20 protein-coding genes are annotated in these 23,542 nt (G+C 30.8%); 17 read left to right on the forward strand and 3 right to left on the reverse strand.

Features of this window, described 5'->3' with window-relative positions; genetic code table 11:
• Positions 1-3 precede the first annotated feature (3 nt).
• Positions 4-3,504, reverse strand: a complete 3,501-nt coding sequence (gene metH, locus FVE72_RS04820; protein WP_051411746.1) for a methionine synthase — start codon at positions 3,502-3,504, stop codon at positions 4-6.
• 142 nt (positions 3,505-3,646) lie between these two features.
• The gene (locus tag FVE72_RS04825) at positions 3,647-4,615 is read right to left on the reverse strand and encodes a homocysteine S-methyltransferase family protein (RefSeq protein WP_026737469.1); all 969 of its coding nucleotides are present in this window, start codon (positions 4,613-4,615) and stop codon (positions 3,647-3,649) included.
• A gap of 334 nt (positions 4,616-4,949) precedes the next feature.
• Between FVE72_RS04825 and FVE72_RS04830 the strand changes: the two genes are divergently transcribed.
• The 10 genes from FVE72_RS04830 to FVE72_RS04875 all read left to right on the forward strand — a co-directional run bounded on the left by FVE72_RS04830 (position 4,950) and on the right by FVE72_RS04875 (position 13,565).
• A complete protein-coding gene (locus tag FVE72_RS04830) occupies positions 4,950-5,189 on the forward strand; it encodes a thioredoxin domain-containing protein (RefSeq protein ID WP_026737470.1) in 240 nt (79 codons plus the stop codon).
• Positions 5,190-5,337: 148 nt separating this feature from the next.
• Positions 5,338-5,712, forward strand: coding sequence for a class Ib ribonucleoside-diphosphate reductase assembly flavoprotein NrdI (gene nrdI / locus FVE72_RS04835; RefSeq protein ID WP_026737471.1), 375 nt, complete (start codon positions 5,338-5,340; stop codon positions 5,710-5,712).
• 37 nt (positions 5,713-5,749) lie between these two features.
• Positions 5,750-7,843 carry a class 1b ribonucleoside-diphosphate reductase subunit alpha gene (nrdE, locus tag FVE72_RS04840; RefSeq protein WP_232049487.1) on the forward strand — a complete coding sequence of 698 codons (2,094 nt, stop codon included), beginning with the start codon at positions 5,750-5,752 and terminating at the stop codon, positions 7,841-7,843.
• A gap of 280 nt (positions 7,844-8,123) precedes the next feature.
• On the forward strand, positions 8,124-8,417 hold the full coding sequence (locus FVE72_RS04845; RefSeq protein WP_146966395.1) for a hypothetical protein: 294 nt from the start codon (positions 8,124-8,126) through the stop codon (positions 8,415-8,417).
• Between the two features lie 44 nt (positions 8,418-8,461).
• Positions 8,462-9,172 carry a hypothetical protein gene (locus tag FVE72_RS04850; protein WP_026737474.1) on the forward strand — a complete coding sequence of 237 codons (711 nt, stop codon included), beginning with the start codon at positions 8,462-8,464 and terminating at the stop codon, positions 9,170-9,172.
• A 17-nt stretch (positions 9,173-9,189) separates the two neighbouring features.
• A complete protein-coding gene (locus tag FVE72_RS04855; protein ID WP_051411747.1) occupies positions 9,190-10,098 on the forward strand; it encodes a Fic family protein in 909 nt (302 codons plus the stop codon).
• Between the two features lie 51 nt (positions 10,099-10,149).
• Positions 10,150-10,767, forward strand: a complete 618-nt coding sequence (locus FVE72_RS04860) for a hypothetical protein (protein WP_026737475.1) — start codon at positions 10,150-10,152, stop codon at positions 10,765-10,767.
• Positions 10,768-10,809: 42 nt separating this feature from the next.
• Complete coding sequence (gene nrdF, locus FVE72_RS04865) at positions 10,810-11,814, forward strand: class 1b ribonucleoside-diphosphate reductase subunit beta (RefSeq protein WP_026737476.1); 1,005 nt, start codon at positions 10,810-10,812, stop codon at positions 11,812-11,814.
• Positions 11,815-11,910: 96 nt separating this feature from the next.
• Positions 11,911-12,852, forward strand: a complete 942-nt coding sequence (locus FVE72_RS04870) for a DUF3829 domain-containing protein (protein WP_026737477.1) — start codon at positions 11,911-11,913, stop codon at positions 12,850-12,852.
• On the forward strand, positions 12,849-13,565 hold the full coding sequence (locus FVE72_RS04875) for a YaaA family protein (protein WP_026737478.1): 717 nt from the start codon (positions 12,849-12,851) through the stop codon (positions 13,563-13,565). The genes FVE72_RS04870 and FVE72_RS04875 overlap by 4 nt, the downstream gene beginning before the upstream one ends.
• A 48-nt stretch (positions 13,566-13,613) precedes the next feature.
• On the opposite strand, the gene FVE72_RS04880 is transcribed toward FVE72_RS04875, so the two are convergent.
• Complete coding sequence (locus FVE72_RS04880; RefSeq protein ID WP_026737479.1) at positions 13,614-14,741, reverse strand: CapA family protein; 1,128 nt, start codon at positions 14,739-14,741, stop codon at positions 13,614-13,616.
• 131 nt (positions 14,742-14,872) lie between these two features.
• Between FVE72_RS04880 and FVE72_RS04885 the strand changes: the two genes are divergently transcribed.
• The 7 genes from FVE72_RS04885 to ptsP all read left to right on the forward strand — a co-directional run bounded on the left by FVE72_RS04885 (position 14,873) and on the right by ptsP (position 23,402).
• Positions 14,873-15,700 (forward strand): lipocalin/fatty-acid binding family protein, encoded by an 828-nt coding sequence (locus FVE72_RS04885; RefSeq protein ID WP_026737480.1) that lies wholly within the window; start codon positions 14,873-14,875, stop codon positions 15,698-15,700.
• A gap of 32 nt (positions 15,701-15,732) precedes the next feature.
• Complete coding sequence (gene mltG, locus FVE72_RS04890) at positions 15,733-16,683, forward strand: endolytic transglycosylase MltG (RefSeq protein ID WP_006807728.1); 951 nt, start codon at positions 15,733-15,735, stop codon at positions 16,681-16,683.
• 16 nt (positions 16,684-16,699) lie between these two features.
• Positions 16,700-18,061 carry a tRNA lysidine(34) synthetase TilS gene (gene tilS, locus FVE72_RS04895; protein ID WP_026737481.1) on the forward strand — a complete coding sequence of 454 codons (1,362 nt, stop codon included), beginning with the start codon at positions 16,700-16,702 and terminating at the stop codon, positions 18,059-18,061.
• Positions 18,051-20,333 (forward strand): ATP-dependent zinc metalloprotease FtsH, encoded by a 2,283-nt coding sequence (gene ftsH / locus FVE72_RS04900; RefSeq protein ID WP_026737482.1) that lies wholly within the window; start codon positions 18,051-18,053, stop codon positions 20,331-20,333. The genes tilS and ftsH overlap by 11 nt, the downstream gene beginning before the upstream one ends.
• Before the next feature lie 16 nt (positions 20,334-20,349).
• Entirely contained in the window at positions 20,350-20,799 is a 450-nt protein-coding gene (gene bcp, locus FVE72_RS04905; protein WP_026737483.1) for a thioredoxin-dependent thiol peroxidase, read from the forward strand.
• A gap of 124 nt (positions 20,800-20,923) precedes the next feature.
• Positions 20,924-21,658, forward strand: coding sequence for an ankyrin repeat domain-containing protein (locus tag FVE72_RS04910; RefSeq protein WP_051411807.1), 735 nt, complete (start codon positions 20,924-20,926; stop codon positions 21,656-21,658).
• 37 nt (positions 21,659-21,695) lie between these two features.
• A complete protein-coding gene (ptsP, locus tag FVE72_RS04915; protein WP_026737485.1) occupies positions 21,696-23,402 on the forward strand; it encodes a phosphoenolpyruvate--protein phosphotransferase in 1,707 nt (568 codons plus the stop codon).
• Positions 23,403-23,542: the final 140 nt, after the last annotated feature.

A 23,542-nucleotide genomic window follows, 5' to 3' on the forward strand; every position in this document is an offset into this window, starting at 1 on the left:
CTATTACATATTAAAATACTTAGCAAACGGTTGTGAAAAGACGATAGCACTGACAGAAGCCTCAGGATACATCATATGTCCTAAAGTCAGTTTGATTCCAAAACGTTCAGGTTTTAAAAGATTAAACAGTTTATCCTGGTCCGATAAATCAGGACAGGCAGGATAACCGAAAGAATAACGTTTTCCGTGATATTTTGCTCTATGAATTTCATCGATAGTTAAATTTTCATCGTCAATTATTCCGACATCTTTTCTCATCAGATAGTGTGCATATTCAGCAGTAGATTCTGCAAGTTCCAATCCTATAGAATTTACAAGATGACCTTTATAAAATTCTCCTTTTTCTTTCAGTTCATTGGAAACTATTCTGGATTTTTCTCCTGCACTGACTACAAACATTCCGATGTAATCTATTTCTGCAGGATGAATATAGTCATTAAGGGATAAATGCTGTCCCCATGTTTGTCTCGGGAAATCGAAAGTTTCAATAACTTCTTTCAAATCGTCTGACAGGATTTCTATTTTTCCGTCTTTTTTTCGACAAGGAAAATATTTATAAATAGCTTTAATGTCAAAATATTCATCTCCATGATTTATAATATCCAAAATCTCGTTATACATCTTTGTTGCTTTGGGATCTCCTTTTTCAAGCAGCTCTCTGGCAACCCATTTCATTCCGAGATGCTTTCCTATAAGCATTTGAAGATTTAAGTATTTAAAAACTTCTTTTGCTGATATATTTGTGATAATCTGCTTATTTAACGTAGAAGGTTTGTATATCTTTTCAAAATTATATTCAGGAAGTTTTACTTTTGTTATATCAAAACTTCCGTCTGCATTTTTTACATCTCCCACTGTCTGACGTACATTGAGTTTTTCAATAGCATCTTTATCTTTTAACAGAAGCATATCTCTTCTTGACTGTAAATATTGCTTAAATTCTTCAAATTTCTCAGGAACAATCATTTTGTTCAAATCGGCTAATGCAGTCATAGCATCTTTGGAATAAATAACAATATTATTTTCGTAAGAAGGCTCTATTTTATTCACCGTGAACTTTTCTGTAAGAGCAGCTCCTCCTACAAATATCGGTATTTTAATTCCTGCCTCTCTCAAGACGGCTACAGTGTTTACCATTTCAGTGGCAGATTTTACTAAAAGACCTGAAAGACCTACAAAATCAGCCTTTTCATTTATAATAGCTTCTCTTATTTTTTCAGCAGGAGTGTTTATACCTAAATCGACTACATCGTAACCGTTATTTCCGATTATAATTCCTACGAGATTTTTCCCTATATCGTGAACATCTCCTTTAACAGTTGCCATTATGACTTTACCTTTTGTGGAAGGCTCGGATTTTTCCATAAACTGTTCCAAATGAGAAACCGATGCTTTCATGACTTCGGCACTTTGAAGAACTTCGGCAACGATTAAGTCATTGTTATTGAACAATTTACCGACTTCGTCCATTCCGTCCATTAAAGGACCGTTTATAATGTCCAAAGGAGAATATTTCTGCAGCAATGTGTCAAGCAAAGGGATCAAGTCTTTTTTACTTCCTTCGACTACAAGATTGGAAACCTGTTCTTCAGGAGTCATATTAGTTGTATCGGCTTTCTTTTCCACGCCTTTTTTCTCCCTGTAAAATGCCACAAAATCTGCAACAGTATCATCGTTTGTGTTAAATAACAGGGCTTCGGACAATTCTTTTTCCTTATCGGAAATTTCCGAAAGGGGAATAAGTTTTTCAGTATTGACAATAGCATAATCAAGTCCCGTTTCGTAGGCTTTCTCCATATAGTAGCTGTTCAGAACTTCTCTTCCCGCAACAGGCAGCCCGAAAGAAATATTACTTACTCCTAATATAGTTTTTACATTAGGCATTTCTTTTTTGATTTCTCTTATGGCTTCAATAGTTGCAGAAGCAGAGCCTATATATTTCTGATCTCCTGTAGCGACAGGAAAGACCAAAGTATCAAAAACTATATCTCTTTCATCAATTCCGTATTTTTTTGTCAGCAATTCATGGCTTCTTTTGGCAACTTTTATTTTCTTTTCAAGAGAAACAGCCATTCCCTCTTCATCAATTAATCCGACAACAACCGAAGCACCGAATTTTTTTATTAATTTTGACATATCGTCGAATTTTTTTTCGCCGTCTTCAAGGTTGATCGAATTTATTATACCTTTCCCCTGTAAATAAGTAAGCCCTTCTTTTATAACATTTATATCCGTAGAATCAAGCATTATAGGAACTTTTGCAAATTTTGAGACTTTTTCAAGAAAAGTCTTCATATCACTTATTTCATCTCTGTCAGGATTTGCAAGACACACGTCGATTACATCGGCATCTCCTTTTATTTGGAGCCTTGCCACTTCCGTAGCTTCATCAAATTTTTCGTTTACTATAAGATTTTTAAATATACGTGAACCTATTACATTTGTTCTTTCTCCTACGTATATTGGTCTATCCTGTGGAGGGTTCAGCGTAATAAGTCCGCTTACTTCATTTTTTGTTTCGCTGTGTTCTTCAATGATTCTCGGTGTATATTTTATACTTTTTTCTTTTATCTGTTTAATATGTTCGGGAGTAGTACCGCAACATCCTCCGACAATATTCAGGTATTTATTTTGAAAAAAAGGTTCTATTTTTGCAGACAATGTATCCGGAGTTTCCTCATATTTTCCTTCTTCATTGGGAAGTCCTGCATTAGGATACACGGAAATATAAGTGTTTGAAACATTATTTAATATTTTTAAAAACTGAGTCATAAATTCCGGTCCTGTGGCACAGTTAAGACCTACAGAAAGAGGATGCATATGATTTACCGCATAGTAAAATGCGTCTGCTGTCTGTCCTGCAAGAGTAGTTCCCGTACTTTCAATAGTAAATGAGAGCATTAAAGGTACATGATAATATTCCTCCATAGCTTTTTGAAGTCCTAAATAAGCGGCTTTCAAGTTTCTCGTATCCTGTATGGTTTCAAACAGTATTATATCCACATTGCCGGCAAGAAGTCCCGAAGTAGCAGTATAATAAGTGTGTATAAGCTCATCAAAAGTTACTCCGCCCGTAACACTTATGGATTTATTTGACGGACCCAATGCTCCCGCCACATACAGATTTCTTTGTTCATCGGGATTTTCTTTTCTGTATTCTTCAATAGCTTTTCTCACAAGCCCTGCAGCGGCTTTATTCATCTCGAAAACTTTATCTTCCAGATCGTAATCTCTTAAAACAATATCCAATGCTCCGAAAGTGTTTGTTTCAATAATATCACTTCCGGATTCAAGGTACATTTTATGTATGTTTTTAATGACATCAGGCTTGGTAAGTACAAGATAATCATTACATCCTTCGTATTTTTCTCCCCCGAAATCTTCAGCAGTCAGATTCTGCTTTTGTATCATTGTCCCCATTGCTCCGTCTAAAAGGACGATTTTATCATTCAGATCTTTTTTTAGTTCGTAAAATGAATCTTTATATTTTATATTGTTAGGCATTAGTTATTTCCCTTCATCTTAGTATAAATCAAGTTTTATTATTTTATCATAAATCTTATAGTATGTATATACAAAAGTTTGTATTTAATTATAGAAAATATAAATATACTGATAAATGATTATTATGTTTTAAGAAAATTTTCTATATGTTTTTAACAGTTCGAGGCAAATATTTTATACTTTTTTCTTTTATCTGTTTAATATGTTCGGGAGTAGTACCGCAACATCCTCCGACAATATTCAGACAGCTGTTTTTGAAAAGAAACTCTATTTCCGATGCGAGTATGTCGGGAGTTTTTCCATACTTGCCGTTTTTATCGGGAAGCCCTGCATTCGGGTAAAATGAAGTATAAACATTTGAAATATTATTTAATGTTTTTATAAATTTTCCGAAAAATTCTCCGCCTACGGCACAGTTAAATCCTATGGAAAGGGGGTTCATGCTGCATGCTGTATTATAAATCTCATGTATAGTCTGTCCTGCGAAAGTAGTGCCGGTATTTTTAAGAGTAAATGAAAGCATTAAAGGCACATAATAATATTCTTTCATAGCTTTTTGAATCCCCAAATAAGCAGCTTTCAGACTTTCCGTGTCAAGTATAGTTTCAAGCAGAATAATATCAACGTTCCCGGCAAGGAGTCCCGAAACAGAAACATAATAAGCATGGGCAAGTTCCTCAAAAGTTATATTGCCTGAACTTAAAGATTTATTTGACGGTCCCGATGCTCCTGCAACATAAAGATTTCGCTTTTCATCGGGGTTTTCTTTCCTGTATTCTTCAATAGCTTTTTTTACAAGTAAAGCAGCGGATTTATTTATTTCAAAGGCACTATTTTCAAGTCCGTAATCTTTCAAAGTAATATCCAATGCACCGAAAGTATTTGTCTCAATAATATCACTACCTGCTTTTAAGTACATTTTATGTATACTTTTAATCATTTCAGGCTTTGTAAGTACAAGATAATCAATACATCTGTCATATTTTTTCTCTTTGAAACTGTCGGAATTTAATACCATTGTCCCCATTGCTCCGTCTAAAAGAACTATTTTACTTTCCAAATCTTTTTTCAGTTGATAAAATGAATTTTTATATTTTATATTATCAGGCATTAAATTATTTTCCTTCCGAACTAAAAGTTAATTTCTAATTATTTTATCACAAAATTGGCGGTATGTATATGTAAAAGATTAGATTTAATTATAGATAATATCTGTTATTGTATAAATTATATATATAATAGAATGGAGATAACAAAAATATTATAAATACTAACTTGAAATATATAAATTAAATTTGTTTAACTTTTTTCAAAGGATAATTATATTGTAATTTTTTTAAATTACGAGTATACTACATATTATAAAAAATAAAAAACTAAAACACAATATATTGTGTTTTAGTGAAAGGATAAAATTAACATAAGATATAGAAAGGGAAATAGTAATGAGAAAATTAATTAAATTTGAAAAAGAAGATTGTAATCCTTGTGCAATGGTATCGGATTTGTTGGATAAAAGCGGAGTTGAATATGAAAAAGTAAATCCTTTCAACAATCCTGAGTTGGCAATGAAATATAAAGTGAGAACAGTACCTACTACAATACTTATTGAAAGTGATCAGGAAGTTAAAAGAACAATAGGCTTCAATCCTGAAGAATTAAGAGAAATAATAACGATGATTTAATAAAAACGGACTCTTTAAACGGGGACCGTTTTTGTTCCTCGTGTTTATTCTGTTTGATATTTTTTAACAGTAAAAATATCAGAACAGCAGAATTTTTAAGGTAAGTCCGTTATTTTTTTGGAAATTTTATAAAAAAGGAGCTGACATAATGTTTATATATTATGATTCCAAAACCGGAAATGTCCAAAGATTTGTAGATAAAATTAAAAAAGAAAGACCTGAATGGAATTATGTGAAAATATCCGAAGATATAGACATTGAAAATGAAGGACATTTACTAACATTTACTACAAAATTCGGGGAAGTTCCTGAAAAGACCGAAAAATTTATGACGAGAAATAATAATAAAGATTATATAAAATCCGTGAGTTCGAGCGGAAATATGAACTGGGGTACATTATTTGCTCTTGCAGCCGATAAAATATCGGAAAAATATAATATTCCTGTTTTAATGAAATTTGAATTGTCGGGAACTCATCCTCAAGTCGAATATTTAATAAACTATATTGAAAAAAATGATTAATTATAAAAAGGATTTTAGAAAAGAAAGGGTTATGAAAATGAATAAAGCTAAGAAATGGATATATTTAAACAATGAAATAATGGTAAAAGAAAATGGGGAATTTCAGCTTAACAAAGATAAAGAAGCCGTTTATTCTTATTTTGTCGATTATGTAAATAAAAATACGGTATTTTTCCATAATTTAAAAGAAAAAATGGATTATTTAATAGAAAATGATTATTACATAAATTTTTACGATATGTATAAGTTTGAAGAAATAAAGCAGGTTTTTGAACTTGTATATAATAAAAAGTTCAGATTTGCTTCTTTTATGAGTGCATCGAAATTTTATCAAAGTTACGCTTTGAGAGATGATTCGGGAGAAAAATTTCTTGAAAGATATGAGGACAGAATAGCGATAGTTTCCCTTTATCTTGCACAGGGAGATTTAAGCAAGGCTTTAGAATATGTGGAAATGCTTATTAATCAGGAATATCAGCCTGCCACTCCTACATTTTTAAATTCCGGGAAAAAGAGATCGGGAGAACTTGTGTCATGTTTCCTTGATGAAATGGGAGATAATCTTAGCGGTATAGGATATGCTTTTGACTCTGCGATGAAACTGTCTTCTATCGGAGGAGGAGTTTCCATAAATCTGTCTAAAATAAGAGCCAGAGGAGAATCGATAAAAGGTGTAGAAGGAAGAGCTTCGGGAGTATTGCCTATCATGAAAATAATGGAAGATATATTTTCCTATGCAAATCAGCTTGGACAGAGAGCAGGAGCGGGAGCTGTTTATTTGAATGTATTTCATTCGGATATAAATGAATTTCTCGACTGTAAAAAGATAAACGTGGATGAAAAAATAAGAATAAAATCTCTTTCTATCGGAGTAATAGTTCCTGATAAATTTATGGAACTGGCAAAAGAAGACGAGATTTGCTATACATTCAATCCGCATACTGTATTTTTAGAATACGGACAGTATCTGGACGAAATGGATATGAATGAAATGTACGAAAAATTAGTGGATAATCCTAATGTTAAAAAGAAAAAAATCAACGCGAGAGAACTGTTGATTAAAATTTCTCAAACTCAAAAAGAAAGCGGATATCCTTATTTATTCTTTAAAGATAATGCCAATAAAGAACATGCTTTGAAAGAAATCGGAAATGTAAAATTTTCCAACTTATGTACGGAAATAATGCAGCTTTCGGAAGTTTCCGATATAAATCCTTATTTTGAAGAAGATACGATAAGAAGAGGGATTTCGTGTAATCTGGGGTCGCTTAATATAGTTACCGTTATGGAAAACAACAGAATAAGAGAGGCGACAAGAGCAGCGATAGACTCGCTTACAACAGTGTCCGACCTTACGAATATAGACATTGTTCCGTCTATTAAAAAAGCTAACGAAGAGCTTCACAGTGTAGGTCTTGGGGCAATGAATCTGCACGGATTTTTAGCCAAAAACTTTATAATGTACGAAAGTAAAGAAGCCCTTGATTTTTGTAACGTATTTTTCATGATGATGAATTACTACTCGCTCGAAAGATCAATGGAAATAGCAAGAGAAAGAGGAGAAGTATTTAAAGACTTTGATAAATCCGAATATGCAAACGGAAATTATTTTAATAAATATATTGAAAAATCTTATTTCCCTCAAACAGAGAAAATAAAAGAATTATTTGACGGGATATATGTGCCGACTAAGGAAGACTGGGCAAGATTGAAAGAAGATGTTATGAAATACGGTGTTTACAATGCTTACAGAATGGCAATAGCTCCGAATCAGTCTACGTCTTATATTATGAACTCCACAGCCTCAGTAATGCCTATAGTTGATACGATAGAAGTCAGAGAATACGGGGACAGTACGACATTCTATCCGATGCCTTATTTGACAAATGACAATTATTTCTTCTATAAATCCGCATATGATATGGATCAGAAAAATATATTAAAACTTGTTTCTGTGATACAAAGACATGTGGATCAGGGAATATCGACTATATTATTTAATAAAAGTACGGACACTACGAGAGATTTGGCTAAATTGTATATTTACGGACATAGATTAGGCTTGAAATCCCTTTATTATACGAGAACGAGAAAGGCTACTATTGAGGAGTGTCTGTCGTGTTCTGTTTAGACCGTAAAACTACTTTTTCAAAGATGAAAAAGTAGCAAAAAATCTTTCCAACTCAAATTTTACAAAGAACCTACTTTTTAAAAAAAAGTAGCAAAAATTTACCAACCCAAATTTTACATACTCAAAAATGCACGTGAGCTATGAAAACAAAAAAGATGTTTTCATAACGCTCACTAACACATTTTTCACGTTGTAAAATTTGAATGTTGGGGAAAAAATCGAAAAATTGAATTATCAAAGTATAGAAAGAAGATCTAAGGTAGAAAGGATGATTGTTATATTGAACAACAATTTAGAAAAATTAGAATTGAAAGATATAGATGATATTATAAACGAAATAGATGAATTGTATAAAAGAGTAAATAAATTACCTTTATCTTTAAAAATATTTGTATCAGTATATATACTGTTATCATTGCTATTGATATTAAGTCATATTTATAATTTAAAATTTTTTTGGTATTTGATTATTGTATGGTCAATTTCTACTCTTATAGTAATTAGATGGTTGTATATTGCTAGAGATAAAAAAATAAAAGCTGAAATAAAACATTTTAATGAAGAAAAAAAATAGAAATAAACAGAGAAAAAGACTGGTTAAAAAAAGTTAATCTTATTTTGAAGGAAATAGTTAAAAAAAAATATATTATTTTAGATAGAAGTAACTATGAAATTTTAAAAAAAGAGCTGAAAGAAAAGAAAGTTGAGATAGAAAATAAATATGAAAAATTTATAGATAGATTTGTATTTATAATTTTTATAGGGATTTTATTTCAAATAACAAGTGCTTGGTGGGGAGGATTTTTCAGTAGTGGTGATAGAAAGGAATATTTTAATGGTACAATAATATATATTGTTTTTATAATAATGGTATCTATTCCAATAAGACAAATTCTTTGTGGATTTTCTCAGTTTTATAAATTAAAGATTGGTAGATTTGATAGAGCAAAAGAAATTTTGAAATGTCTTAAAGATAATAGTAAAATAAAAAGTACAAGTTACACAGGAAATCAAATAAAATATGAATTTTATGAGTTGGCAATCAAATATAATTGGGATTCATCCAAAATAAAAGAGATAATTAAAATAATGGATGATTTTTTAGGACAGTATTTATATACTATACAAAATAATTACGGTTACAAAAGTATAAGAAAAGCTTTTAGAAATATTGGTATAGAGAGTATAGAATTAGAATTGTTATTACTTTCGCTATATGAAACTAAATATAAAATAGTAGTGCAGAAGTATGTAAAAAGTTATCATAAAACTCATAATAAAGTACCAATCGCTTTTGAAAATATTTATAATGATTTGGAATTAACATAATTTAAAATAGAAAGTAGGTGTTATTTATAGAGGACAATACTTATAAGCAAATAACGGAAACAAAAGATAAGTATAAAAAGCAACAATATTGGAAAATTGCAGTCGGACTTAATCAAGTTGATGACTTAAAGCCGTCCGAAACTTTGAAAAAACTGGCATATGAAAATATAAATAACATCAAGACTTATATCGAAGTGGAAGATGAACTTTATAAGCATTATAATAAATTGGAAAAGATTAATAAGTCCGAGTACGAGTGTGATATTGTAAGTTTAAAAATTGTAAAATTGTTGGATGATACGAGTTTCACTTTGACGGTAAATACACTGAAAAATATTCATAAAGAATTATTTGAAAATGTAATAAATGAGAAATTTTGCGGAGAATTCAGAAAATACAATATACAAAAATTTGAAGATATTTTAAATGGAGACAGTGCAATTTACGGAAATTTTCAAACAATAGAGAAGGACTTATTTGATATTTTTGATTTATTAAATAAGAGAAAGTTTGATATAAATAATATAAAAGATATTATGGATTTATCTATAAATTGCATAACTGATATTTGGAATATTCATCCTTTTGTTGAAGGAAATACAAGAACTGCTACGATATTTACATTAAAATTATTGAAATATTTGGGAGTAGAAAATATTTCAAATGATTTATTTAAAGAAAATTCCAAATATTTTAGAGATTGTCTGGTTTTGTCTAATTATTCTGAATTGAATAGATATGGAGAGTTTGTAAAGCCTGACAACAGACCTTTACATAGGTTTTTTGAAAAATTGTTGATTGATGAGAATTTGAAATTGTTGGAAATAGAGCCTGTTCATAATAATAAATATTACGATAAAATTGAAAATCCGAGTAAGTTAATGGCATATGAAGATTTGAATGAAGATTTGGATTTAGATTGGTAGTAGCAAGACAGAAAATAGAAATTAATTTAATAATTCAAAGAAAGGAGATTTATGAAAAATAAAAAATTATTTATATTTATTATTGTAAATTTGATTATTGCAATATCCTGTTTTGGAAAATATAATGAAGATAGTTTAAAGAAAGATGCTTCTTTGTTGGAAGAAGTTATTTCTAAATGCAAAGTCGGGATAATGAAAAAGAATGACAGTAATTGTATTCTTGCACGAAAAATTCAGCAAGATTTGGCAAAAGAGGGTTGGGAGAAAAATAAGAAAATAATAATAGATAAATTAATTGAAAGCGGAAAAAATTTGGAAGAAAGAAAATATGAAACAATGTTTGATTTATGGTCACCCGAGTTGCTTTACAATGCTGCTGAAAATGCGGGAGTAGGAGTGGAAGAATTTAAAAAAGGCATAATAGATTATATGAATGGAAACGCTCCTAAAAAAGCAAAAGTTACAAGAGATTTTAATTCGGCAAAACCGGGAAGAACCACTAAAGGAAGAACTTATGTAAGAATTCCGGTAGTTTTTGATAATGAAGTTGACGGACAACATATAATAACAAGAAGAGAAACATTGGCTTTTGAAGATAAAGGAAAGTGGTATGCAATTAATTTAGACAGAGTTTCGCTTCCTGTTATAAAACAGACTTATCCTGATTAAAAATGAAATTGTATTATTGTATTAAAGAAAGGAAAAATTAAAATGAATAAAAAAATATACGAAGCAGTAAACTGGAACACACCTGAAAATGATTATGTAGAAATGTTTTGGGAGCAGAATTTAAAACAATTCTGGATAGATACTGAATATATTCCGTCAAAGGATATAGACAGCTGGCATTCATTGGAGCCTGAAATGAAATTGGCTTATTTGCAGGTGTTGGGAGGGTTGACATTGCTTGATACTTTACAGAGCCACACAGGAATGCCTAAAATTATAGATCATATTGAATCATTACAATGCCGTTCGGTATTGTCCTATATGTGTATGATGGAAACTATCCACGCAAAATCTTATTCTACAATATTTACGACAGTTGCATCTACGAGAGAAATAAACGAAACGTTTAACTGGGTTCAGGAAAATGAGCATTTGCAATATAAAGCAAATAAAATCGACTATTATTATCAGAAAATGAATAATCCGAAAGCTACAAAAAGAGAGATTTACATGGCTTTGTGTGCTTCGGTTTATTTGGAAACATATTTATTTTACAGCGGATTTTTCTTGCCTTTATGGCTTGCAGGACAGGGAGAAATGGTCGCAAGTTGTGATATAATAAAGAAAATAATAGCCGATGAATCTATTCACGGAGTGTTTGTGGGACTTCTTTCGCAGGAAATATACGCTACATTCAGTGAAGAAGAAAAAGAAAGTGTCAGAAAAGAATTAAAAGAATTAATGTATGATTTATATGAAAATGAAGCGAGATATACTGATGAAGTATACGGAGATATAGGACTTACTGCCGATGTTAAAGAATATATAAGATATAACGCAAATAAGGCATTGATGAACTTGGGATTTGAAGAGGAATTTGAAGTGAAAGATGTAAATCCTATTGTATTGAACGGATTAAATGTGGAAACGACACAACATGATTTCTTCTCGAAAAAATCTACAAATTATGAAAAAGCATTGGAAGTAGTTCATTTGAATGACGAAGATTTTGAATTTAAAAAGGAAGAAATAGATTTGGATATTTAATATAATTTTGATATAATAAAACTAATATATGTTCTGAATTTATCAGAAAGTGTATTAGTTTTTTATATAAAATAGAAGATTTCAGGAGGAAAAAATATGAAGTTAAAAAATTTATTGCTTGTAGTTTCATTAATAGCGGGATTGATAATGTCATGTGGAGGGAAAAAAGAGGATAAACAAGAGAAAAGCAGTCAGAAATATAATGAATATGTGGAATTTTTCAATGATATAAAAATGGGTAAATTTGATAAATTTTACGATATTTATATGGAAAAATTTTCAGACGATAATGCCGATTTTAAAATACCTGATGAAAACAGTATTAAAGAAATTGTCGGGTTAGGTGAGAATGTGGCTTATTTTGAAAAAAGATTAGAGGAAATGGAAAAATCACTCAACAAAAAACCCGAATTTGAAGTAGATAAAGATTTAAAGGAGTTTTTGGGAGCGATTAAAGCCAAAAAGGAAGTAATGTCTGAAATGATAAATTATTATAAAAACGGAGAGTATAAAAAAGATAATTTTGAAAAAGGAAAGCAGCTTCATTTAAAATATGTTGATATAAATAAAAAGGCTATGGGAAAATACATCCCTTATACAGAAAACATGAAAAAATTAATGGCGAAAAATAGGGAAGAAAGATTAAAAGATTTAAAGACTAAGGGCTTAAAAGCAAAATATTATATGGTGAAATTCATTGATGATACAGATAAATTTTCTAATAAATTATATGAATCGGAAGAAGGAGAATTTGCTGAAGAAGATGTGAAAGAATTAAAGGAGTTAAGCCAAAATTTAAGAAAAACATATGAAGAATGGGTAAAAGTAGACGCTAAAAATATAACAGAAGAAAGATATGATTTGGGTGAATATAATAAATTGAGAGGAAATGCAGGGATGATAACTGATTCGGCAGATAACATAATCAAAAAAATAGAAGCAAAATCAGATGATTTATACAAATTATCTGAAAATTTTTCAAACGGACATCAAAAATTGATTATTGATTACAATAAAATGATCAAGGCAGTAAAATGAAAATAATAATATCTCCGAGTAAAACAAAGAAAATATCTAATTTAAAGGGAATAGAGATATATGAAGAACCTTATTTTCCGGAAATCACTCATAAAATTGTAAAAGAACTCGAAAAAATATCTGTATCAGAAATAGAGAAAAAGTTTAAACTGAAAAAAGAACAGGCTGAGAAATTGTCGAAATTTTATAAAACGTTTGAAACACAGGATTACGGACATGCTTTGGGCACATATACAGGGATAGCCTTTAAATCAATAGATACAAACAGTTTTAATAAAAAAGATTTGGAATTTGCACAGGAACATTTACTTATTTTATCCGCATTATACGGGGTGCTTACTCCTTTTACAAAGCTGAAAGAATACAGGCTTGATATGACAAATTCCGTATTTAAAGAAAAGTCTTTATACGAAGTATGGAAAAAAGATATAAACGATTATTTTAAAGATGAGAAATGTATAATAAATCTGGCTTCTAAAGAATATTCCAAAGTGATTGGGGCAGAAAATTTATATGATTTTGAGTTTTATGACAGAAAAGACGGTAAACTTAAACAGATAAGCACAAACTCCAAGAAAATGAGAGGATTTACAGTAAATTATATTGTAAAAAACAGGATAACAAATGTTCGGGATTTGAAAAATATATCTTTGAACGGGTATGAATATAATGAAGAGATATCTAATGAAAAGAAATATGTATATGTGAAATAAGTTTAGTAGAAACGTGAGGATATTGAGTCCTCACGATTTTTATAACTTTTATTTTTTAGTAATTTTACCTTCGGAAGAAATTTCAAGTCCGTTTCCTTCAGGAAAATCCTGTTTGCTAAGAGAAATTATTTTTTTTATAGCTTCGTTATTTTTATCAACAAAAGGACCTTTTACGCCTTTATACTGTTTTGTAGGAATGATTTCTCCGCTTAAAAAATTTCCTTTATTATCAACAGTTATTTTAAAAATAGGCGAAATACCGCTCGGTCCGCTTAAATTAAACTTTCCGTAAGTGGCAAAGTTTCCTCCACTGTAAGAAATGAATTTATTTTTATATAGTTCAACAGCACGGGTAACGTGAGGTCCCTGTCCGAATATAATATCCGCTCCCGAATCTACTGCCATTCTTGCAAATTTGAATACATTTCCTCTGTCTTCTCCGTAAAAAATCTCATTTTTTCTCGGAATGTTCTGATGTCCGTTTCCTTCAGCTCCTCCATGAAACATAACAATAAGTATATCCGATTTTTCTTTTGTAGACTTTATAAGTTTTGAAGCATACTCGTAGTCATTTATACTTACAGTTCTGTTGTTAGGAGCAAAAGACACAAATCCGTATTTTATTCCGTCTTTTTCCAATGAAGCAAATTCTGCTTGTTCTTTGATTCCTGAATATTTTATGCCGAGATTTTCAAGATTTTTCATAGTCTGATTTATTCCTTCGGAGCCGAAGTCATTACTGTGATTGTTTGCAATACTCAGATAATCAAAGCCTGCATTTTTTAAATATTCCCCGTATTTTGAAGGAGTTCTGAATACATAGCAGACACTCGGATCTGAACAGCCTTTAGGGCTTCCTCCCTTATCAAAAAGAGTACCTTCAAGGTTTCCCACTGTAATATCCGCATTTTCCAATATTTTTCGGGTATTCTCCAGAATGTCGGCATCATTTTCAGGAAGAAGCGAAGGGCTTGGATAATTACTTCCGAGCATTATATCTCCCACACCGATAACGGTAACTGTTTCTTTTGCAATTTCCTTTTTTTCGTTATCTTTTTGAATTTTACTTTCGACAATTTTCTCATTTTTTGTTTCGGAAACATTATCGGAATTTTTTCCGCACGAATAAAACAAAGTAACCAACAGAATTGAAAAAATAATTTTTCTTTTTATCATTAAAATCCTCCTAAAAAATATATTAATAATGTATTGTAACTATTTTTAACTAAAATTGCAATAAATTACTTTATAAAAAAGTCCATATATGCTATAATTATACAAAATTCGTAATGGAAAAGGTGAAAAAATTGAAAATAAATAGATTCTTATTTTTTATTCTGTTTTCGGTTTTGATTTTTTCTGCATCACCGAAGAAAAGTTTACAGGAAATACAACAATCGGAGAATAAAGAAACTGAAACAGTAGAAGTGGAAATAATTGAAAAAGATGAAACCGATTATTATAAAAAAGATGACAGGGAACTCATTTATCTTGATCGGATAGTTGACGAAGAAGAAATGAAGTCGGATAAAAAAGGTAAACTTGAAAAAGCTATAAGCAGATTTGATAAAAAAATAAATCCTGTTTTAAAATTCTATGTTCCTGCTACTTACGGAGACTGGTACGTCATAAAAACGACAAATACGCAGGAATTAAATTATGAAAATATAAAATACAATTTTAAGCAGGAAGAAAACGGATACAGAATAACAAAAATGTATTATGATCCGTTACGAAAAGTCTGGAATGAAGATAAAGAAAGAGCGTGGATAAAAGAAAATAAAGGGAAAGTATATTTACATTCGGAAAAAACACGTTTCAAAAGCTTTAAAAATGAAATAATTTATTTTGACCCGGAATACAAATATATGATTATAAAGTTTGAAAATGACAACAGTTTACGGGTTTTTTCGAGATATCCTGAAGGGAAAATAAGTTTAATCGGTGAAGAAAAAGAAAAGTATGAAAGAGTACTGGATGAAAATCCGGGATTGAGAAATACCGATTATAACGATAAACTGAAATTTCCTGATAAAGCAAGAGCAGAAGTTGAAAAATCAGAACAGGAACAAAGAGCAAAGATAATAGAAGAAAAGCTGAATCAAGGTGTAGATTCGTTTTTTCAGATAAATTAGCTTAAAAATAAAAAATAAGAATTAGGAGAGATATGAAAAAAGTATTAGTTGCCTTTAATGTATTTATAAGTATATTTATTATCGTTAATCTGATATTCGTATACAGTTTTTTTATGACAAAAAAAGAATATAAAAATGTAAATGTAAATATAGTAAAAGGTACGAGTTTTCAACAAATATTTAAAGATTTAAAATTAAATTACGGAATTATTGATAAAATATATTTGAAAATGACCGGAAATTCTTCAAATTTGAAAATAGGGACGTATAAATTTAACGGGAAATATTCAAGATATGAAATAATAAGAAAAATACAGAACAAAGATTCCATAGGGATAAAACTTACTATTCCTGAAGGTTTTACAAAAAGACAGGTGTATAACAGAATAACAGCACTGGGATTGGGAGATGAAAAAGAAATAGATGCTGCTTTGAAAGAAATAGATTTTCCTTATCCTCATGAAAATAACAACTTTGAAGGATATTTTTATCCTGAAACTTATATTTTTACTGAGGGAACTACTACAAAACAGGTGATGAAAACTATTTTAAATGAATTTTTGAAAAAGTTTCCTCCTGAAAAATATCCCGATAAGAAAAAATTTTATGAGCAGCTGAAACTCGCTTCAATAGTAGAAGCAGAAGTATCGGATATGGCAGATAAACCTAAAGTTGCAGGAGTGTTTTTAAAACGTTTGGAAATCGGTATGAAACTGGAGTCTGATGCTACTTTAAAATATGAATTGGGCAGACAGGCATTGAGAGATGAGCTGAAATCAAACGAATCTGTTTATAATTCTTATAAAGTGAAAGGATTGCCTCCTACACCGATAGGAAATCCGCCTGTAGAAACTTTTAAAGCAGTGGAAAAAGCAGAAATTACAGATGATCTTTTCTTTTTTACTTACAAAGGAAAGACATATTATTCCAAAACTCATGAAGAACACTTGAAAAAGAGAAAGGAAACAGGGCAGTTAAAATAATAGAATAGAGGATGAAATGTTTAATTTTGGGAAATTAAAAGAGAAAATATATGAAATTGAAAAAAGTAATCTTATAGAAAATGGAGATAAAATATTACTGGCTTTTTCAGGAGGTCCCGATTCGGTATTTTTGTATCGGGTCTTATCTTTTTTTCAGGAGAAATATTCGCTCGAATTGGCATTAATGTACGTAAATCATAATTTGAGACATGATGTGGAAAAGGACTTGGAGTTTGTAAAAAGATTTTCTGAAGAAAATGGCGTGCAATTATACACAGAAAGTGTGAATGTAAATGACTACTCATCGAAAAACCGTAAATCTACCGAACTTGCAGCGAGAGAATTAAGATATTCGGCATTGACGGAAAAAGCCGACGATGTAGGATATGATAAAATCGCCACAGGACACAATCTTGATGATAATGTTGAAACTTTTATATTTCGATTGCTAAGAGGAACTTCAATCAAAGGGCTGAAAGGAATTCCTGAAAAAAGAGAAAATATAATAAGACCGATATTATCTTTTGAAAAAAAGGAAATATTGGACTGTCTGAAGGCTAATAACGAAGAATATATAAAAGATTATACTAATGAACAGAATGACTATACGAGAAACTATATAAGAAATGATATTTTTCCTATGTTTTTACGGATAAATCCTAATTTCAGAAGAAAAATCGATGAACTGATTTCGGAAATAAAAAATAAAGAAAACGGAGAAAATAAAAAAGCCGACTTTGTGAAATATCTGGAAGAAAACGATATAGAGATAAACAGAAGAAAGATCAATCGGATATATTCCAATATTTTTGATGAAGAAGGGAATATCGATAAAAAGGGAACGAGAGAATTTGATTTGGGTCAAAACAGATTTTTGAGAAAAGAATACGGAAATATAGAAATTGTGAAAAAAACCGAAATGTCGGAAAATCAAGATAATTATATAAAGATTTTAAAGATAAATCAAAGTATAGAATGGTACAATTACGAAGTATATCTATGTGATAAATCAGAAATAAACAATCAGTTTTTTTTAAGAAAAAACGGTATTCAATATACTTTTTTAGAATTTAGTGATACCGATCATAAAGAAATAATTATAAGAAAAAGAAAAGAAGGGGATGCAATATTATTAAGTAATCTAGGACACAAAAAAATAAAAAAAATTTTGATAGATGAAAAAATTCCGAAGCAAAAAAGGGATGAAATCCCTGTGATTGAATGCAAAAAAACAGTCGGAAACTCAGAAATAAATCAGATATTGGCAGTAGGAGATATAAAAATATCCGAATATTTAAAAAAAATAAAAGAAGAAGAAATAAATACGATTGAAAAAGGAAAAATGATACTAATAATTGGGAGGAAAAATGGACGATAAAAACAGAGATGATATAAAAAAACGATTGGAAGAACTGAGAAAGCAGAATAACCGTAAAGATAATAACAATAAATCTCCATTCGGAGGTTCTCATGTATTTTTCAGTATAATTATACTGATAGTACTGTCAATTTTGTTTTTCTGGAACGGAAGTATTCCTAATTATTTTCAGCAAAAAAAGGAAGTTCCGTACAGTGAGTTTATAACAAAAGTAAAAAACGGGACATTTAAAGAAGTGACTGAAAAAGATGATAAAATGTTTTCAGAAATTAAAGAGAATAAAAAAAGTACGATATATGTTACCAGAAAAATTACTGAGAGAATAGGACAGGATCCTAATATTATTCAGGCTGTAGAAAATAAAAAAATTACTCTTAATGTTGCTGAACCTTCCACGTCGGGATTAATTTTGGCACTTATAGTAAATGTGCTTCCTGTAGTATTAATGATAGGAATATCAATATATTTTATAAGAAGAATTATGGGAAATTCCCAAGGCGGAGGACCGGGAAATATATTCGGTTTCGGAAAATCGAGAGCAGACAGGCTTGATAAAAAACCTGATGTAAAATTTGATGATGTGGCAGGAGTAGACGGAGCAAAAGAAGAATTAAGAGAAGTAGTAGACTTTTTAAAAAATCCTGAAAAATATACTAAAGCAGGAGCAAGAGTTCCTAAAGGTGTCCTATTATTAGGAAGACCGGGAACAGGAAAAACTTTATTGGCAAAAGCAGTAGCAGGAGAGTCGGGAGCTTCATTTTACACTATTTCGGGATCTGAATTTGTAGAAATGTTTGTAGGAGTAGGAGCTTCGAGAGTAAGAGATCTGTTTGAAAAAGCTAAATCTTCTACACCGTCTATAATATTTATAGATGAAATAGATGCTATAGGTAGAAGAAGAAGTACAGGGAAAAATAGCGGAAGTAATGATGAAAGAGAACAGACGCTGAACCAGTTACTTGTAGAAATGGACGGATTTGAAACAGATACAAAAGTAATAGTAATTGCGGCTACAAACAGAGAAGATATATTGGATCCGGCTTTATTGAGAGCAGGAAGATTTGACAGAAGAATACAGGTAGATGCACCTGATTTACAAGGCAGAATAGCAATATTAAAAGTACACGCAAAAAACAAAAAACTTGCAACTGATGTAAAACTCGAAGATATAGCAAAAATAACTCCGGGATTTGTTGGAGCAGATTTGGCAAATTTATTGAACGAAGCGGCTATACTTGCGGCAAGAAAATCTTCAGATACTATCGTTATGGAAGATTTAGATGAAGCTGTAGATAAAATAGGAATGGGACTGGGACAAAAAAGTAAAATTATTAAACCTGAAGAGAAAAAACTTCTCGCCTATCATGAAGGCGGACACGCTATTATGAGTGAGTTGACACCGGGAGCTGACCCTGTTCATAAAGTAACAATTATTCCGAGAGGAGATGCAGGAGGATTTATGATGCCTCTTCCTGAGGAAAGACTTGTAATGGGAAGTAAGCAGATTTTGGCTAAAATAAAAGTGGCATTCGGAGGAAGAGCAGCAGAAGAATTGGTACTGGATGATATAAGTACAGGAGCTTATTCCGATATTAAACATGCTACAATGTTGGCAAGAAGATATGTGGAAAGTGTGGGAATGAGTAAAAAACTCGGACCTGTAAACCTTGAAAATTCCGATGACGAATTTAGCTTTGTTTCAAATAAAAGTAATGAAACAGCAAGAGAAATAGATTTGGAAATAAGAAAAATATTAAGTGAAGAATACGAAAATACATTGAATACTTTAAGAGAGAATAGAGATAAACTTGACAGAGTTGCAGGATTGTTATTGAAAAAAGAAACAATCACAGGAGATGAAGTAAGAAAAATCATAGCCGGAGCTACAATTGAGGAAGTTTTAAACGGTGAAAAAAATACAGAAGAAAAAGAAGAACAGAATAGTGAAAATAATGATAGTGTTCAATTGAATCAGGAAAATGAGCAGCAGGAAAATAATCAAGCTGAAGAAAAGGCTGCTGAAAATTCTGAAGATGTTCTTTCGAAGAATAATACTGAAGAAACTTATGTTCAGTCAACAGAAGCAGCTGAAAATATTATTGAAAATTATAATCTTGAAGAAGTTGTTAAAAGTGAAGAAGTTTCAGATATAAATGAAACAAATCAGAAAGATGAAGAAGATGAAAATGACAGTCATTCTGGCGACAATGACGAAGAATTTACAGAAGAAAAAGAAGAGAAAAAAATAGAAATTCCTAATTTTATGAAATAATTTGAGGAGATTTTATATGAAAGCACCGGATTTTGAACTACCTGCAGATAACGGAGAAATAATTAAATTAAGTGATTATAAAGGTAAAACGGTCGTACTGTACTTTTATCCTAAAGACAGCACACCCGGCTGTACTCAGGAAGCATGTTCATTCAGAGATAATTTTGAAAGAATTGCAAATAAAGGTGTAACAGTTTTAGGAATAAGCAAAGACAGTATTAAAAAACATAAAAATTTTAAAGAAAAAAATAAATTACCTTTTTTACTTTTGAGTGATGAAAATAACGATGTGTGTGAAAAATACCAAGTATGGAAAGAAAAAATGAATTTCGGTAAAAAATATTTCGGGATAGAACGTTCAACATTTTTAATAGACAACAAAGGGAATATTGTTAAGGAATGGAGAAAGGTAAAAGTAAACGGACATGTAGATGAAGTTTTAAAAGAGATTGAAAATTTAAAATAAAAACTAAAATTTAAACTATTTATCATAGTCGTTGTTTACACTTTTCAAATGTTATGATATAATAATGCTATAGACTAAGGAGCGTAGTATGAAAAAAAATATACGGGTTTATAGCATTTTTTTTATGTTTTTATTTGTAACAGTAAATATTTTTTCTGCCAAAGAAAATACAAATAACGGAAAAACAATAGATTTTGTAGAAAAATTCCGACTGGAACAAATAATTGATGAAAAGTTAAAGTTCTTTTTTTCAGCTATAAGAAATCATAATAACAAATATGTTAAAATGTTACTTAATACAGAAGAGAATCGTCAAGCGATAAAAAAAAGAGAATTAAAATTGACAGATGAAAAAAATAACAAAAGAGTATACGGTGTCGATTTGGAATTGGAAGTATTTCCTTTATATGATGAGAAGGAAGTTCTTATAGATGTAAATTCCAGGGACAGATACGGATATACCCCTATAATTGTGGCAATAGAGTCGGGAAACAACGAAATTCTTAAACTTCTGATTGAAAATGGAGCCGATTTGAGAGAAAAACATCCGGTATTCGGAAGGCTTACTTTACATACTGCCTGTTATTTCCAAAATGAAGAGGCAGCCGAAATTCTGTTAAAAGCTGATCCGAGTCTCGTAAATACTAAAAGCGGAACAGACGGTTGGACACCTTTACAGGACGCAACTTTAAGGTCAAATACAAGATTGGTAAAACTGCTTTTATCATACGGAGCAAATCCGATGATAAAAGACGATAACGGAGGAACTGCCATAGATATGGCTACTCAATTTGGAAAAGGAGAAATAGTAAAACTTTTAAGAGATAAAGTAAAAGAAATAAGAAAAGAAAATTATTAATATTGTGATTAAAAAAATTATATATAAGGAGAGCAATATGAAAAGATTGACAGGAATAGGAGCTTCCGAAGGAGTTTCTATAGGGAAAGTGTTACTTTTTATTGAGGAGGAAATGGTTATACCTCAAGAAAAATCCGAATCTACAATCGAATCGGAATTGACAAAATTGGATGAGGGGTTAAAAAAATCCAAAACACAATTAATTGCGATTAGAGAAAAAGTAAAAGAAAAAATGGGAGAAGACAAAGCTTCGATTTTTGACGGGCATATAATGCTTCTTGAAGATGAAGATTTGATTATGGAAGTTCAGGAAAAAATAAAAGGGGAAGGAATGCCTGCAGCAAAAGCCTTGAACGAAGGAATAGAAGAGTATTGTGAAATGATTTCTCAATTGGATGATCCTTACTTGAGAGAAAGAGCTGCTGATTTGAAAGACATCGGGAAAAGATGGATTAAAAATTTGTTAGGTATGAAAATTTATGATTTAAGTAATCTTGAACCCGGAACTATTGTTGTTACTTATGATTTGACACCTTCAGATACTGCACAACTTGATTTGGAAAACTGTGCAGGATTTATAACTGAAATAGGGGGAAAAACTGCTCACTCGGCAATAATGGCAAGATCCCTTGAGTTGCCGGCAGTAGTGGGTGTAAAAGGAATACTTGGAGAAGCTAAAGACGGGGATACGGTCGTAATGGACGGAGAAGCCGGAGAGTTATTTTTAAATCCTCCTGCTGAAATTATAACAGAATACAAAGAAAAAAGTGAAGTTATAAAAAAAGAAAAAGAAGAATTGAAAAAATTAATAAATGAAGATGCAATTACACCTGACGGAAGAAAAGTGGATATCTGGGGAAATATCGGAAAACCTGATGATGTTGATGCGGTTATAGAGGCGGGAGCTACAGGAGTAGGATTATACAGAACTGAATTTTTATTTATGAATTCGGATCATTTTCCTACTGAAGAAGAACAGTATCGTGCATACAGAGTAGTTGCAGAAAAAATGAAAGGAAAACCTGTAACTATAAGAACTATGGATATAGGTGGAGATAAAGAACTTCCTTATCTTGATTTGCCGAAAGAATTAAATCCTTTCTTGGGATATAGAGCAATAAGAATATCGTTGGAAAATAAAGATATGTTTAAAACTCAGTTGAGAGCTATATTAAGAGCATCTCAATACGGTCAAATAAAAATAATGTATCCTATGATAAGTTCTATTAACGAAATCAGAAAAGCCAACGCTATTTTGGAAGAATGTAAAAAAGAACTTGATGAAATAGGAAAAGTATACGACAGAAATATAAAAGTGGGAATAATGGTTGAAACTCCTTCTACTGCTATAATTGCCTATAAATTTGCAAAAGAAGTGGATTTCTTCTCAATAGGAACAAATGACCTGACTCAATATTTCCTTGCTGTAGATAGAGGGAATGAAATGGTTTCCACATTGTATAATTCATTTAATCCGGCAGTGTTGGAAGCTATACAGAAAGTAATAGATGCTGCTCATGATGCAAATATAAATGTAAGCATGTGCGGAGAATTTGCAGGAGATAAAAAAGCGACTAAATTGCTTTTAGGAATGGGACTTGATTCATTCAGTATGAGTGCTTCTTCTACATTGCAAGTTAAGAAAACTATAAGAAGCAGTAACTATGAAGATGCACAAAAATACAGAGATTTAATTTTACAACAAAATACACCTGAAGAGGTTTTGGAACATTTATTACCATAAAGTATTTGTTTTTAGGGGATGAAACATCCCCTAAGACCCCTTTTCAGCCCCAAATTTTACATGCTCAAAAATACACGTGAGCTATGAAAGCAAAAAAGATGCTTTCATAACGCTCACTAACACATTTTTTTCGCTGTAAA

Source organism: Pseudoleptotrichia goodfellowii (assembly GCF_007990505.1).
Lineage (GTDB): Bacteria > Fusobacteriota > Fusobacteriia > Fusobacteriales > Leptotrichiaceae > Pseudoleptotrichia > Pseudoleptotrichia goodfellowii.